At 72.2% G+C, this 13,946-nt stretch carries 13 protein-coding genes; 5 read left to right on the top strand and 8 right to left on the bottom strand.

The window, feature by feature from the left end; all coding sequences use genetic code 11:
• Positions 1-983: 983 nt before the first annotated feature.
• The gene (locus AB0K02_RS01095; RefSeq protein ID WP_365990224.1) at positions 984-2,195 is read right to left on the bottom strand and encodes a hypothetical protein; all 1,212 of its coding nucleotides are present in this window, start codon (positions 2,193-2,195) and stop codon (positions 984-986) included.
• Between the two features lie 186 nt (positions 2,196-2,381).
• Between AB0K02_RS01095 and AB0K02_RS01090 the strand changes: the two genes are divergently transcribed.
• The 4 genes from AB0K02_RS01090 (at position 2,382) to AB0K02_RS01075 (ending at position 6,516) form a co-directional block, all read left to right on the top strand.
• On the top strand, positions 2,382-3,434 hold the full coding sequence (locus tag AB0K02_RS01090) for an iron-siderophore ABC transporter substrate-binding protein (RefSeq protein ID WP_365990222.1): 1,053 nt from the start codon (positions 2,382-2,384) through the stop codon (positions 3,432-3,434).
• Between the two features lie 243 nt (positions 3,435-3,677).
• A complete protein-coding gene (locus AB0K02_RS01085) occupies positions 3,678-4,517 on the top strand; it encodes a Nif3-like dinuclear metal center hexameric protein (RefSeq protein WP_365990221.1) in 840 nt (279 codons plus the stop codon).
• The gene (locus AB0K02_RS01080) at positions 4,514-5,257 is read left to right on the top strand and encodes a C4-type zinc ribbon domain-containing protein (RefSeq protein WP_365990718.1); all 744 of its coding nucleotides are present in this window, start codon (positions 4,514-4,516) and stop codon (positions 5,255-5,257) included. The genes AB0K02_RS01085 and AB0K02_RS01080 overlap by 4 nt, the downstream gene beginning before the upstream one ends.
• An 8-nt stretch (positions 5,258-5,265) precedes the next feature.
• A complete protein-coding gene (locus AB0K02_RS01075; protein ID WP_365990717.1) occupies positions 5,266-6,516 on the top strand; it encodes a bifunctional RNase H/acid phosphatase in 1,251 nt (416 codons plus the stop codon).
• Between the two features lie 55 nt (positions 6,517-6,571).
• Here the strand turns inward: AB0K02_RS01075 and AB0K02_RS01070 are convergent, their stop codons facing one another.
• The 3 genes from AB0K02_RS01070 to AB0K02_RS01060 all read right to left on the bottom strand — a co-directional run bounded on the left by AB0K02_RS01070 (position 6,572) and on the right by AB0K02_RS01060 (position 9,531).
• Positions 6,572-7,909 (bottom strand): cytochrome P450, encoded by a 1,338-nt coding sequence (locus tag AB0K02_RS01070; protein WP_365990220.1) that lies wholly within the window; start codon positions 7,907-7,909, stop codon positions 6,572-6,574.
• A gap of 819 nt (positions 7,910-8,728) precedes the next feature.
• The gene (locus AB0K02_RS01065) at positions 8,729-9,055 is read right to left on the bottom strand and encodes a helix-turn-helix transcriptional regulator (protein WP_365990219.1); all 327 of its coding nucleotides are present in this window, start codon (positions 9,053-9,055) and stop codon (positions 8,729-8,731) included.
• Positions 9,056-9,120: 65 nt separating this feature from the next.
• A complete protein-coding gene (locus AB0K02_RS01060) occupies positions 9,121-9,531 on the bottom strand; it encodes a BlaI/MecI/CopY family transcriptional regulator (RefSeq protein ID WP_365990218.1) in 411 nt (136 codons plus the stop codon).
• A gap of 365 nt (positions 9,532-9,896) precedes the next feature.
• Here AB0K02_RS01060 and AB0K02_RS01055 point away from each other — a divergent pair, with 365 nt between their 5' ends.
• Entirely contained in the window at positions 9,897-11,225 is a 1,329-nt protein-coding gene (locus AB0K02_RS01055) for a cytochrome P450 (protein WP_365990217.1), read from the top strand.
• A gap of 119 nt (positions 11,226-11,344) precedes the next feature.
• Here AB0K02_RS01055 and AB0K02_RS01050 read toward each other — a convergent pair whose 3' ends face one another.
• The 4 genes from AB0K02_RS01050 to eda form a co-directional block, all read right to left on the bottom strand.
• Positions 11,345-11,728, bottom strand: a complete 384-nt coding sequence (locus tag AB0K02_RS01050) for a hypothetical protein (protein ID WP_365990216.1) — start codon at positions 11,726-11,728, stop codon at positions 11,345-11,347.
• Positions 11,729-11,976: 248 nt separating this feature from the next.
• Positions 11,977-12,162 carry a hypothetical protein gene (locus tag AB0K02_RS01045; RefSeq protein ID WP_365990215.1) on the bottom strand — a complete coding sequence of 62 codons (186 nt, stop codon included), beginning with the start codon at positions 12,160-12,162 and terminating at the stop codon, positions 11,977-11,979.
• Positions 12,163-12,343: 181 nt separating this feature from the next.
• Positions 12,344-12,841 carry a hypothetical protein gene (locus tag AB0K02_RS01040; protein WP_365990214.1) on the bottom strand — a complete coding sequence of 166 codons (498 nt, stop codon included), beginning with the start codon at positions 12,839-12,841 and terminating at the stop codon, positions 12,344-12,346.
• 433 nt (positions 12,842-13,274) lie between these two features.
• Entirely contained in the window at positions 13,275-13,928 is a 654-nt protein-coding gene (eda, locus tag AB0K02_RS01035) for a bifunctional 4-hydroxy-2-oxoglutarate aldolase/2-dehydro-3-deoxy-phosphogluconate aldolase (RefSeq protein ID WP_365990213.1), read from the bottom strand.
• Between the last annotated feature and the right edge of the window lie 18 nt (positions 13,929-13,946).

Here is a 13,946-nt window from a genome sequence, read left to right as displayed (position 1 = left end):
GGTTCGCCGGTGGGGGCTTGGTTGGCTCTCGTGCGTCGTTCGTCGGCGGGGCTTGGTTGGCCCCTGTGCCTGGTTCGCCGGTGGGGGCTTGGTTGGCTCTCGTGCGTCGTTCGTCGGCGGGGCTTGGTTGGCCCCTGTGCCTGGTTCGCCGGTGGGGGCTTGGTTGACCCTTGTGCGTCGTTCGTCGGCGGGGCTTGGCTGGCCCCTGTGCCTGGTTCGCCGGTGGGCTTGGTTGGCTCTCGCGCCTCGATCGTATGGGTGGGGCTGGTGTGTGCGGCGGTCTTGTCGGGGCTCTGCCCCGAGCCCCGCGCCTCAATCGCCGGCGGGGCTTGGTTGGGCCCTGTGCCTCGTTCGTCGGCGGTGCCTGGTTGGCCCCCGCACCTCGTTCGCGCGTGGGGCCTGATTGGCCCCTGCGCCTCGTTCGCCTGCGGGGCTTGATCGGCCGCATGGCTCGATCGCCGACGCTTGATTCCCCCCGTACCTCAAGCACCAGCGCGGCCGGGCGAGTCCGCCCGGGACGGCCGACGGGCCGGCCTGCCGCTCAGCGGCAGGCCGGCCCGTCTGGCAAGTCCCCCACGGCCGCCAGGCCGTAGGGGGAGCGAGAGGGCACCGCCCGGAGGGCGGTGCAGGGGTCCGGGGCGGAGCCCCGGTTACGGGAAGGGGTGGGGTGGGGAAAGCGTCCCCACAATCAGGCGCCCCCGCCCTCCCCCGGCCCCGGCCGCCGGTGGCGGCCGTGCGCCGGCGCCGCGCCGTCCTCCGCCGGGGCCGCCCCGCCACGGTGCCTCCCCGCGCCGCCGGCGTCAGCCCCGACCGCGTCCGCGGGCTGCGGACGCTCGTGGGCCGTGTCGGTTCGGACTTCAGACATGTGAGAACTTCACCCCGTCGTGATCGCTGATGAACTGTCACAGGCTCCGACAGCATGCTCCGTAACCCGTCACCGTCGGCGCACGGGCGGTGCGGCTGCGTAGCCCCGGCCGCAGAGTCTAACCACGCGCCGCACGGCCGGTGAGGGGTGCCTGCTGCAAGGGAACCGGCTTGCACACCGCAGGACTCCCTGACGCCTCGCACGGTTCCCCACCTGCGTGTTCCTGTTGTGCCGGTTCCGTGCCGGGGCCCTCGCCGGGGCTCCGCACACCTTTCGCATCCGGCCGCAGGCCGAAGGTTTCTGCACCCCCGCCGCCACCGTCCCGCGGCGCCTCCATCCGCAGCACGCCGCACGGCACCTCGCCGGTCTCGTAGGGCAGTCGGAGCACCCCGTCCCTGCTGAACGTCCCGCTGCCCGCCAACCACCCGGTGGGCGGGGCCAGTTGGTGGAGGCGGCGGCCCGCCGGGCGCCATACGCCCACCCAGCTGCCCGCCGCCCCGTCGATCCGCAGCGCCACCGCGCAGCTCTCCGGCGTCAGCACCTGCCCCGGCTGCACGGCGAACGGCGTCACCAGCGCGTCCGGCAGCCGCAGGCTCTCGGGGAACCGCACCGGCCACAGGCTGCCGAGCACGCCCCAGCCGAGCCGGTCGCGGCCATCGCCCGGCGCGTTCGAGCGGATCAGCAGCAGGCCGCTGTCGGCGTCCGCGAGCAGCAGCCGGTCGTCGCTCTCGTCGGTGATCTGCAGCAGCGGCGTCACCGCCCCGCCGCGCGCGAGATCCACCGCCACCGTCTTCACGGGTCCGCCCGGCTGTCGCCGGTCCAGGGCGAGCAACCGGCCCGTACGGTCGAGCCACGCGCCGCCCGAGCAGCGGCCGGGTACGTCCGCGACGCGCTCGGGGCCGAACGCCCCGCCCGCCACGAGCCACACGGCCGTCGACGTCTCCCCGGGCGCCAGGGCATAGGCGGACGCGCCGTCCGGGGCGGGGGGAAGCAGGGTGAGCTCCGCGGCCTCGACGGCGCCGAGGGCGATCTCGCCGGTCCCGGGGCCGGTCGGGTACAGCAGCGAGAGGGTGTGCCGCTCGCCCGCACGGCGGTTGATCAGGACCCGTCCGTCGGCCAGCGGCAGCACCTCCGCATCGCGCTCCTCGGGCTGGTCCAGCGGCAGCGGGACGGCGTACGGCTCGGGGCCGTCGAGCGTCCAGCGCTCCGGGAACAGGGCGTCGCCGGATCCGGCGAGCCGGGCCGCGTACGTACCGTCCGCGGTGATCGTGAACCCCGTACGCGTCACCGCCTCTCGCTCCGCGGCGGTCTCGATGGCACAGGCAGTCATCGATACGTCACCTCCGTCCGTCGACGCTAGGTATCGCACTTCCTGCCGAACACTGCGAGACATGGCACTTCACACATAAGGGTGGCCATGACCGGATTTGCCTGAGACGTAGGGGGTGGTTGTGCTCGGCGGCGGGGGAGCGCCTAAGGTAAGCCACCCCTAAGTTCGTCCCCAGGAGTAGCCGTCATGTCCCTACGCCGCCGCGGCGCCGCCGCAGCCATCGCTCTCACCGCCGCACTGTCCCTGGCCGCCTGCGGCACCGATGGGGGCTCGGGCGACACCGGGCAGGCCAAGGACAGCGGAAGCCAGGGTGACGCAGGCGGCAAGAAGTCCGCCGCGCAGGGCGGCGACGACTTCTCCGACGCCGCGAAGAAGACGGCGGCCATGGGCACGGACGCCCGGCCCGGCCAGTTCCCGCGCACCATCACCCACGCCCTCGGCACGACCGAACTGAAGGCCGCTCCGAAGCGGGTCGTGGTCCTCGACGTCGGCGAGCTCGACAACGTCGCCTCCCTCGGCGTCCAGCCGGTGGGCTACGCGCCCACCGAGGGCGACGACGGCATCCCCGGCTACCTGAAGAAGCAGGCGGGCACCCCGAAGAGCGTCGGCACGATCAACAGCCTCAACCTGGAGGCCATCGCCGCGCTGAAGCCGGACCTGATCCTCGGCAGCCAGCTGCGCGCCGCGGACAAGTACGACGAGCTGTCCAAGATCGCCCCGACGGTCTTCTCCATCCGCCCCGGCTTCACGTGGAAGGAGAACTACCTCCTCAACGCCGCCGCGCTCGACAGGACGGCCGAGGCGAAGGAGCAGCTCGGCGCGTACGAGAAGAAGGCGAAGCAGCTCGGCACGGACATCGGCGAGAAGAAGCCGACCGTCACCATGCTGCGCTACATGCCGGGCAAGATCCGCCTGTACGCGCAGGCGTCCTTCATCGGCACGATCCTGCGCGACGCGGGGGTCCCGCGCCCCGCCAACCAGCAGATCAACGACCTCGCGGTCGAGATCAGCCCGGAGAAGATGGACCAGGCCGACGCGGACTGGATCTTCACCGGCGTCTACGGCGACCCGGCCAAGACCCAGCGCGACACCGCCCGCTCCAACCCGCTCTGGAAGAACCTCAAGGCGGTCAAGGCCGGGCAGGCCAAGGACGTCGCGGACGAGACCTGGTACCTCGGGCTCGGCGTCACGGCGGCGAACGAGGTCCTGGACGACCTGCGCGGCTACCTCGTCAAGTAGCCCCGCAGACCGGACGGCCGCGGCGCCCCCCCGGTGGTGGAGCCCTGCCGACCGGACGGCCGCGGCGCCCCCGGTGGTGGAGCCCTGCCGACCGGACGGCCGCGGCGCCCCCCCGGTGGTGGAGCCCTGTCGACCGGACGGCCGCGGCGCCCCCCGGTGGTGGAGCGCCGTGGTCGTCCGTCGGGAGCGGCGGCGTCGCGGGCCCAGACCGGTGCCGGGGTCCGGGCAGGTAGCCTTTCCCCCGTGCCCCGTCTGTCTGAAGTCATCACCGCCCTCGACGCCCTCTGGCCGCCCGAGCGGGCCGAACAGTGGGACGCGGTCGGCACGGTGTGCGGTGAGCCCGACGCCACGGTCACGCGCGTGCTGTTCGCCGTCGACCCCGTCCAAAACGTCGTCGACGAGGCGGTGCGGCTGGGCGCCGACCTGCTGGTCACCCACCACCCGCTCTACCTGCGCGGTACGACGACCGTCGCCGCCGGCCACTTCAAGGGCCGTGTCGTGCACACGTTGATCAAGAACGACATCGCGCTGCACGTCGCCCACACCAACGCCGACACCGCCGACCCCGGCGTCTCCGACGCCCTCGCGGGCGCGCTCGGCCTGCGGGTCGTACGGCCCCTGGTGCCCGACGCCTCCGACGCGAACGGGCGCCGCGGCCTCGGGCGCGTCTGCGAACTCGACCATCCCGAGACGCTGCGCGACTTCGCCGCGCGCGCCGCGAAGCGGCTGCCCGCCACCGCACAGGGCATCCGTCTCGCGGGGGACCCGGACGCCCTCGTACGGACCGTCGCGGTGAGCGGCGGTTCCGGCGACAGCCTCTTCGACCAGGTGCGGGCCGCCGGAGTGGACGCCTTCCTCACCGCGGACCTGCGCCACCACCCCGCGTCGGAGGCGACACAGCACTCTCCGCTCGGACTCGTCGACGCCGCCCACTGGGCCACCGAGTGGCCCTGGTGCGAGCAGGCGGCGGCGCAGCTCGACGAGATCTCCGACCGGCACGGCTGGGACCTGCGGGTCCACGTCTCGACGACGGTCACCGACCCCTGGTCCTCCCACCACGATTCCCCTGGAGCCCCCAACTGAACGCCGCGCCCGCCGACCAGATCCGACTCCTCGACGTACAGGCACTCGACATGCGCCTGTCGCAGCTGGCCCACAAGCGCAAGTCGCTGCCCGAGCACGCCGAGATCGAGTCGCTGAACAAGGACCTCACGCAGCTGCGCGACCTGCTCGTCGCCGCGCAGACCGAGGAGAGCGACACCGCCCGCGAGCAGACCAAGGCGGAGCAGGACGTCGACCAGGTGCGCCAGCGCGCCGCCCGCGACCAGCAGCGCCTCGACTCCGGCGCGGTCAGCTCGCCCAAGGACCTGGAGAACCTCCAGCGCGAGCTCGTCTCGCTCGCCAAGCGCCAGGGCGACCTCGAGGACGTGGTGCTGGAGGTCATGGAGCGCCGCGAGTCCGCGCAGGAGCGGGTCGCCGAGCTGACCGAGCGTGTGTCGTCCGTGCAGGGCAAGGTCGACGCGGCGGCGGCCCGGCGCGACGCCGCGCAGGCGGAGCTGGACGACGAGGCCGCCTCGGTGGCCAAGGAGCGCGAGCTCGTGGCCGGTTCGGTCCCCGCCGACCTGCTGAAGCTCTACGAGAAGCTGCGCGTGCAGCAGGGCGGTGTCGGCGCGGCGCGGCTGTTCCAGCGCCGTTGCGAGGGCTGCCAGCTGGAGCTGAACATCACCGAGCTCAACGAGGTCCGCGCGGCCGCGCCCGACACGGTGCTGCGCTGCGAGAACTGCCGCCGCATCCTCGTCCGTACGTCCGAGTCGGGGCTGTAGTGCCCGCACTGCGCGAACTGGTCGTCGAGGCCGACGGCGGCTCCCGGGGGAACCCGGGGCCGGCCGGTTACGGCGCGGTCGTCCTCGACCCGGCCACCGGCCAGACGCTGGCGGAGGCGGCCGAGTACATCGGTGTGGCGACCAACAACGTCGCCGAGTACAAGGGCCTGGTGGCCGGGCTCAAGGCGGCCCGGGAACTCGACCCGGAGGCGGTCGTCCGCGTCCGGATGGACTCCAAGCTCGTCGTCGAGCAGATGTCCGGCCGCTGGAAGATCAAGCACCCGGACATGCGGCCGCTGGCGGCCGAGGCAGCGGCCGTGTTCCCGTCGTCACAGGTCACCTACGAGTGGATCCCGCGCGAGCGGAACAAGCACGCGGACCGGCTCGCCAACGAGGCGATGGACGCGGGGCGCAAGGGCCGGCAGTGGGAGCCGTCGCGCTCCACGGCCGAGCTGGACACGCAGGCGGCGCGGGTCGTCGGGGACGCGGCGGCCGGTGCGGCGAAGGCGCGGGCGGCGCTGGCGAGTGCCGGCGCGGGCGCGGCGCCGGTGGTCTCCGCGCCGGTCGCGGCGACGGTGACCCAGGCGACGGCCGCACCCCTGCCCGCCCCGGGCTGGGGCGCGTCGGGGGACCTCGGCACGCCGTCCACGTTCGTGCTGCTGCGCCACGGCGAGACGGCGCTGACGCCCGAGAAGCGCTTCTCCGGCAGTGGGGGCAGCGACCCCGTCCTGTCGGAGGCGGGCCGCCGCCAGGCGGAGGCGGCCGCCACGGCCCTGGCGGCGCGCGGCACGATCCAGGCGGTCGTCACCTCGCCGCTGCGCCGCTGCCGCGAGACCGCCGCGGTGGTCGCGGCCCGGCTGGGCCTCGACGTGACCGTCGACGAGGGGCTGCGGGAGACGGACTTCGGCGCCTGGGAGGGGCTGACGTTCGCGGAGGTCCGCGAGCGCTACCCCGACGACCTGGACGCCTGGCTGGCGTCCCCCAGGGTGGCCCCGACGGGCGGCGGCGAGAGCTTCGCGACGGTGACCCGCCGGGTGTCGTCGGCGCGGGACCGGCTGCTGGCGCGCCACCAGGGCCGTACGGTGCTCCTGGTCACGCACGTGACGCCGATCAAGATCCTGGCCCGCCTGGCGCTGGGGGCTCCGCCGGAGTCGCTGTTCCGCATGGAACTCTCGGCGGCGTCGCTGTCGGCACTGGCGTACTACGCGGACGGCAACGCGTCGCTGCGTCTGCTGAACGACACGTCCCACCTCCGCTGAGCGTGAGCCCGGGGGCGTCTGCCCCCGGGCCTATTCGCGCGAGCGCGGTCGGCGCTCAGCGTCGCAGCAGCGTTCGCCACCACGGCCCGGGTTCCGCCGGGGCGTGTGCAGGCTCCGGTGCGGTCGGCCGGACGGCCTGCGGCAGCGGCTGGGCGGCCGCTGCCGGGACAGGCTGCTCCAGTGGGGATCCGGCGATGGAGCGCGGCCGGCTGAAGGTCACGGGGAGAGAGGCCGGGCGGCTGGTCAGCCAGTCCGCCTTGATGCCGATCTCGGTCTGAGGCACCGCGAGGGCCATGTCCGGGAGCAGCGCCGTGAGTTCGTCGATGCCGGTGTCCGCGATGGCGCGGCCGATGTCGCCGCCCGGGCACTCGTGGGGGCCGCTGCTGAGTGCCAGGTGCGACCGGTTGCCGTGCATCGGCAGGCTGAGGTCGGGCCGCTGCTCGGGGTCGACGTTGGCGGCGGAGATGCCCAGGAGGAGCAGATCGCCCTCCTTGATGAGCCGGCCGCCGAGCTCGGTGTCGCCGGTGGCCCACCGCCCCGGTACGACGCCGATCGACGGGCTGTCCCACATGACCTGCTCGAGTGCGTCCGGCAGCGTCATCTGACCGCCGGACAGACTGCCGCGGAAACGGCGGTCGGTGAGGATCAGGCGCAGCGTGTTGGCGATCAGGTTGACCGTGCCCTGGTGGGCGGCGACGAGCACCAGGCGCAGGTGCTCGACGATCTCGGTGTCCGTGAGGCCCGACGTGTGGGAGATGAGGTGCGAGGCCAGGTCGTTGCCCGGCCTCGTCTTCTTCAGCGCCACGAGGTCCTGGAGGACCTGAGTCACGGCCGCGTTGCTGGCTGCGGCCGTCTCGCTGCCGCGCATGAGGTCGAGCGTCGGCTCCACGAGGGCGGGGCCTTCGTCGGGCGCCATGCCGAGAAGTCGGCTGACGACCAGCATGGGCAGGGGCTCGGCGTAGTCGTGGACCAGGTCGGCGCTGCCGGCGGCCGCGAAGCCGTTGACGAGCTCACGGGTGTAGTGGGTGACGTAGCGGCGCATGCCCCGCCGGTTGAACTGTGCCAGTCCGTCGACGACGGCGCCGCGCAGGCGCGCATGCTCGTCGCCGTCGGCGAAGACGCACAAGGGCTGCCAGCCGACCATGGGGATGAGCGGGGAGTCCGCCGGTACCCGGTTCTCCCGGAAGGCGCTCCAGCGTCGCGAGTCCCGGGAGAACTTGCTCGGCGTGCGCATCACGTCCAGGTTCTCGCGGTAACCGAGGACGATCCACGCCGGGATGTCTCCGTGCAGCAGGACCGGGGCCACCGGCCCGTACTGGGCGCGCAGCTCCTCGTACAGCTGGGCCGGGTTGTCGGCTTCGGGCAGTCGCCGGAGCCCAGCGGTGCTGCTCATGCCGTGTGCGGGACAACCGGGCGGCGGCACGAGGCCCTCGCCGGATATGGGCGGTTGGGGAGTCACGGAGCCTCCGGTAGTGGACAGCGGCCCCGTCACGACGGGCGGCCGGGGCCGCTCAGGATCGTCTGCGCTCGGCCTCGGTCAGCGGCCGCGGGCTCTGCTCGTGCAGGGAGCAAGATCGTGAGCCGGAGGCAGCATATCCCTCGGCGTGCCACAGGCGACAGGCGTCCATGGGGTCAGCAAGGGCCGTCTGACCGGACGCAGTTGAGCGACTGCCACCACCCGAGCCTGATTGCGGCGCCTCACCCGGCATGCCCGGCGGCGTCGAGTCCGAACAGGACTCCCTGTTCGAAGGCGGCGGCCTCGGATTTCGGTGCGCGCTCGCGGAGGATGAAGGTGGCTCGCTGGAGCGCAGTGGCCTCATAGCCCTGGTGGGCTCGGTGATGATGTGGGCGTCGACCGTCTTTCCCACCCGTGGATCCCGGAAGAGGCGAGCGCATGGGCTGATCGCGACGTCGCCGGTCTCCGCGAGCCAATCGGGCACGCGCCGGTAGGCCCGTCGTATGGCGGGGCGCCGGTTGACCTCCTGCTCGATCGCTTGGAGTCACGGGTCCTCGGGGCACTGCTGCAGGGTGGCGGAGAAGTGCGCCAGGGCGGACATGAGCCAGTGTTCCTGAAAGGCGTTTGACGTTGCCGCCGCCCAGGAGCGTGGGCGCGTCCGGGTGGAAGAAGATGAACTTTTGCCTATTGCGCAGGGGATGGCGGTGGCGTGACGGCGCACGCCGCCGAAGACCTCGCGGTAGGCCGCGTTGACGATCACGTCGTCCCAGCAGTAGCTGTAGACGACGGACGGTGCCCCAGACCGTTGATCATGTCCTGGTAGAGCGTCATCTCCGGGGTCCGCCGCAGATCGCTGACGGCTGCGGCCGGCGGAAGTTGTCCGGTCATCCTGTACAGGTTGAGGCGGTTCTCGGCGACGCTCATCCTCAGAGCGGCGACGAGCCGGTCGACTTCTTTGGCCTGCAGGCGGGAGGCCCGCGCCAACCAGTTGCGGTACGACCGTGGGGTGATTCCGATGCCGTGAGCCAGAGCCTTCTTCGTCATGCCCTGGGACCGGCGCAGGCCCTCAAGGAACTCAGCCACGATCGCGTCGCGTGTCCGGGAGGCGACGGCTTCCGCTGCTTCGGCCGCTCTCTGTACCGCCTGTGTCACTGCGCCGCACCTCCCGTCTCCCGTGCGGACGGCGTGCCCTGCTTCGTGGAGCGCACGATGTGCAGGGCGGTCTCCACCGCAGTCCTCTGCTGCTGCGTCAGGTCCGAGAGCAGGGCGACGAAGCAGGCTGTGGCGTCGTCGCTGCGCTCCCATGCCTGCTTCATCAGGCCGGCCGCGTACTCGGCGCGGGAGCCGACCCCGGTGTACCGGAACGCCCGGCCGCAGAGGCTGCGCTCGACCCAGCCCTTGGCGTGGAGGTTGTCCATGACCGTCGCGACCGTCGTATAGGCCAGTGCGCGGCCCTGCGCCCGAAGCGCGTTCTGCACCTCCCGGACAGCCATCGGGGTTTCTGCTTCCCACAGATGTGTCATCACGGTGTCCTCGAGTTCCCCCAGTACGCGAGTCATCGCGCCACTTTAATCGCCCGTTCACGCCCACATGGGCATGCCTTGCTGCGCGGGCATTCGAATGAGAAACCGTGTTTCCTCTTGCTGGTGTTTCGCGCATGTGCCCGATGCCAGGCAGGTGCCGGGCTCGTGCAGGGGGCATGCCCAAGGGGATCGAAGACCACGGCCGTCGCGCGCCGAAAGCACCGCCACGGCGGAAGTGGCCTTCACGGCAGTGTCTTTCGCCTGCTTTGCGCTCTGTGGACATGCCCGCTCCACTCATTACTATTCCGCATAGTTGATCGTCTCGGCTCTTCACCACCCCACGTATTCCGACCAGCACGCCGGATCGCGAGGCGACCGCCGGCATCGCGAAAGGACGCTCCGTGTCTCAGTTGGCGGCCATCCCCCCTGCCAAGGGCAGGATCCCCGGCCTCGGCCACATACCCCGGCTCGTGCGGGATCCGCTCGCCGCTCTCAGGTCTCTTCATGCCGAGGGCGAGGTGCTGCGACTCGACATCGGCAGCATGCCGATGGTGGTGGTCACCAGCGCCACCGCGGTCAACGAGGTGATGGTCAAGAATGCGCGGTCGTTCCGGAAGGGCCGGCTGTTCGAGCGGGTACGGCCGCTGGTCGGCGACGGGCTCGCCAACAGCGACGGGCCGCAGCACATCCGCAACCGGCGCCTGATCCAGCCGATGTTCTACAAGGAGCGTCTGCTGGGCTACGCGGAGGTGATGAGTGGACGCGCACGTGTCCTCGCCGACTCCTGGACCGCGGGCCGGCGGATCGACGTGCACCAGGTGATGGGGACGTACACGATCGAGACCCTTGCGGCCACGCTGTTCGCGGCCGACATCGGCCGCCCCGCGGTGGAGGCGGTCCGCGAGGACCTGCCGGTGATCCTGAAGAACATGCTCAGGAGGGCGCTGGCACCGCAGTTCACCGACAACTGGCCCATCTGGAGAGGGTTCGACACCGCGGCGGCGCGGATGCGCTCCGTCATCGACGACGTGATCGTCACGACCCGCGCCTCGGATCCAGAGAAGCGCACCGACCTGCTGTCGCTGCTGCTGTCCGCTCGCGACGACGCAGGAGAGGGGCTCACCGACGAGGAGGTCCGCGACGAGCTCACCACGATGCTGTTCGCCGGCACCGAGACGACGGCCTCCACGCTCTCCTGGGCCCTGCATCACCTGGCAGAGCGGCCCGACGTGGAGGAGGAGTTGCTGATCGAGATCGACAAGGTGGTGGGCGACGGCCCGGTCGCCTTCGAGCACGTGCGCCAACTGCCGAGCGTCACCCGGGTCCTCGACGAGGTGATCCGGCTGCACGGGGTGGTGTCGCTGATGCGCCGGACGACCGAGCCGGTCACCATCGGCGGCTTCGACATCCCCGCCGAGACCGAGGTCCTGTTCAGCCTGTACGCGCTGCACCGCCATCCCGGCCTGTACCCGGACCCGGACCGCTTCGACCCCGACCGGTGGCTGCCCGAGCGGGCCGCCGAGCGGCCGCGTGAGCACGTCGTGCCCTTCGGGGCAGGCAACCGCAAGTGCATAGGCGACAAATTCGCGTGGATGGAGGCCACGATCACGCTGGCCACGATCCTGCCCCGCTGGAAGCTGCGTCCCGTGCCCGGCACGAAACCGCCGAAGGAGTCCACGGCGTCCATGGCGCATCCCACGCGCATGCCGATGGTCGTTCAACCCCGCTGACGCACAGCCGCATCGGTGGCCGGTCCCGTACGCAGGTGCTCAGGGACCGGCGGCCCACGTACGTGGCAGACCGCCGCTGACCGCCTGGAGAAAGAGGCGACGGACGCCGGCCGGTGGTCTCAGCCGATCGGCCGGCGGGTCTCCTCGCGGACCTGAGCCGTCGCCTCCGCCGCGGCGGCGAGGTCGACCTCCTCGGGGGACTGCGTCGCCCCGGCCGCCGTGATCACCGACACCGACGCGTTCGTGTTCTCGTCGGCCCACGCGCAGATGGGAAGCGGACTGCTGCCGCCGCCGGCCTGTGCCATGGTGACGACCTGGCAGGTGATCGTGACCTCCGAGCCGGCCGGGACGAAGTCCTTCGCCGGTACGGAGAGCGTGGCGCCGTCCGCCGTAGCGGCGCCGTCCAGGATCTTCCTGCGGGCTGTGGCCGGGTCCTTGATGCTGCCGTGCATGCCGGAGAGCACCAGGACTCCGCCCTCGGACGTCGAGGTGTACTGGGCCACGGTGGCCTGCGGGTCACGGATGTCGGACTCGTCGACGGCGGACGACTCCAGCTGCTGCTGCCGCTGGGCGGACTGGTCGTCGGCGAGTTCGTACTTCCCGTCGAGGAGCGTCTTCGGGGCCGTCAGTTCGTACTGGGCCGCCGGGAATTCGCTGCCGCCGCCCGCCTCGTCCGAGCGCTCGTCGCCGCTGTTGCCGAACCAGACGAGCAGGAGGATCAGCGGGATCGCCCCGAGCGCCAGGGTGAGCGTCAGTACGGCGGGGGGCCGCCCCAGCCGCCCGCCACCGGGTGGGGCGGCCGGCCGTAGCCGGGCTGCGGGTGGGGTGGCCGGCCGTAGCCGGGGTGCGGATGCCCCGGCTGCTGCGGGTACGGCTGGTACTGCGGTTGGCCGTACGGATTCGGCTGCTGCCCGTACGGGTTCTGCGGCGTCGACATGACCATGACGCTACTTGACCGGCAGCGGCACCTCTCCACCCCACGGCACGACAGACGCCTCGTCCGGCGCCGGTGTCCGAAGCGGAACTGCCGAGCATGCGGAGGCCCCGCCTGCGGGGCAGGACGGGCCCCGGCGCGCGAGACACCGTGGAGGCCCGCACGGCGTCTGTCTCGCTCCGGCTCACACGGGCAGGAGACGGCTGTCCTCCACCTGAAACAGCCGGCCGGTCTCACCGATGCTCACGCCGCCGATCGCCGCCTCAAACCGGAGCTCGAGGTACGGACCGAGCTCCTCAAGGCCATTTGGCGTGAACTGCATGGTGACAAGGGCCCCGGCCCCGCTCGGGAGGTCCGCACCTTGGGTTGCCACATGCAGCCCCGTCCAGCCCAGGTAGCCCCCGTCCCACCTTCGCACGGTGTGCTCGCCGGCCCTCAGGCGCTCGAACTCGACATGCGATACCCGCAGGTCCTGGCCACGGCCGAGCCAGAGCCTTCGGCACCTGCACACGCGGAGCCGAGGGTGAAGACGGACATGGCGGTGCGCCCGCACCGCGAACGATAACTCGCGGGGTAAGTCCCGTGATCCGCGTTCCAGGCCGATGGATATCTCCGCGCCCGTTGGCCTGGCGGCCGCGAACAGCTTCATCGTGTGCCCCATGATGCTCTCCAGCCTCAGCATGGCTCGCACTCCTTCGTAGACGCTGATACGGCGGCGATGTCTACGTTGATCATCTCCCCCGTACCAGGGAACCCCGCGGCGAGGGCAGCACCCAGCGGGCCGAAGACAGGTTGGCCGATAAGGCTCTGCGCCGGCTACAGCCGGGTTCAGTGACGGGGCGGTGCCGCCGGCATCCCGGCGGGAGCGTGCTGCGCTCGACCGGCGGTCGGCTCCCCCGTGCTCGGGTGTCGCGGCCTCGATGCCGTCCTGGGGCCACCAGTACGACCGGACAGTCAAGGACGTGGAGCCGTCGACGTCGACGGCGACCTGGACGGACTCGCTCAACGAGACGCCCGGCGAGGGGAAACGACGACCACAACGGTCACTCAGCGCCGCACGGCCGTAAGTCGTGGCTATACGGGAACAGGGCCGGTAAGGGCCACCGGTCGTGACGTCAGGCCGACGGCGCGCGGCCGGCGTCCTGCCCGCGCAGCCCCGCCGCCTCGCGCGCCAGCGTCTCGACCCGGCTCCAGTCCCGGACCGTCAGCGCGTCGGCCGGCAGCATCCAGGTCCCGCCGACGCAGCCCACGTTGGGCAGCGCCAGATACGCCGGTGCCGACGCGAGCGAGACGCCGCCCGTCGGGCAGAAGCGGGCCCCGGGCAGCGGGCCGGCCAGCGACCGCAGGTACGCGGCGCCGCCCGCGGCCTCCGCCGGGAAGAACTTCATCTCGTGCACACCGCGCTCCAGCAGCGCCACGACCTCCGAGGCCGTCGAGACACCCGGCAGGAACGGCACGCCCGACCCGCGCATGGCCTCCAGCAGCGTGTCCGTCCATCCGGGGCTGACCAGGAAACGCGCCCCGGCCGCCAACGCCGCGGCGACGCCGTCCGGCGAGACCACGGTGCCCGCGCCCACGACCGCGTCCGGCACCTCCGCCGCGACGGCCCGGATCGCGTCGAGCGCGGCGGGCGTACGCAACGTCACCTCGATCGCGGGCAGCCCGCCCGCGACGAGGGCGCGCGCGAGCGGCACGGCGTCGGCCGCGTCATCGATGACGACGACGGGCAGGACGGGGGCGAGGTCCAGCACGGACGGGGCGGAAGTCATGCGCCCATCCTGCCCAGC

The organism is Streptomyces sp. NPDC049597 (assembly GCF_040675505.1).
Taxonomy (GTDB): Bacteria; Actinomycetota; Actinomycetes; order Streptomycetales; family Streptomycetaceae; genus Streptomyces.
Note: the sequence above shows the minus strand (reverse complement) of the source record. Positions and strands in the feature narration are given on the sequence as shown.

What these genes read in the sequence shown, in the direction of transcription:
- AB0K02_RS01070 (WP_365990220.1), bottom strand. Translation starts at nt 7,909, where the DNA reads ATGAGCAGCACCGCTGGGCTCCGGCGACTGCCCGAAGCCGACAACCCG.
- AB0K02_RS01095 (WP_365990224.1), bottom strand. Translation starts at nt 2,195, where the DNA reads ATGACTGCCTGTGCCATCGAGACCGCCGCGGAGCGAGAGGCGGTGACG.
- AB0K02_RS01040 (WP_365990214.1), bottom strand. Translation starts at nt 12,841, where the DNA reads ATGCTGAGGCTGGAGAGCATCATGGGGCACACGATGAAGCTGTTCGCG.
- AB0K02_RS01060 (WP_365990218.1), bottom strand. Translation starts at nt 9,531, where the DNA reads ATGACTCGCGTACTGGGGGAACTCGAGGACACCGTGATGACACATCTG.
- AB0K02_RS01045 (WP_365990215.1), bottom strand. Translation starts at nt 12,162, where the DNA reads ATGTCGACGCCGCAGAACCCGTACGGGCAGCAGCCGAATCCGTACGGC.
- eda (WP_365990213.1), bottom strand. Translation starts at nt 13,928, where the DNA reads ATGACTTCCGCCCCGTCCGTGCTGGACCTCGCCCCCGTCCTGCCCGTC.
- AB0K02_RS01090 (WP_365990222.1), top strand. Translation starts at nt 2,382, where the DNA reads ATGTCCCTACGCCGCCGCGGCGCCGCCGCAGCCATCGCTCTCACCGCC.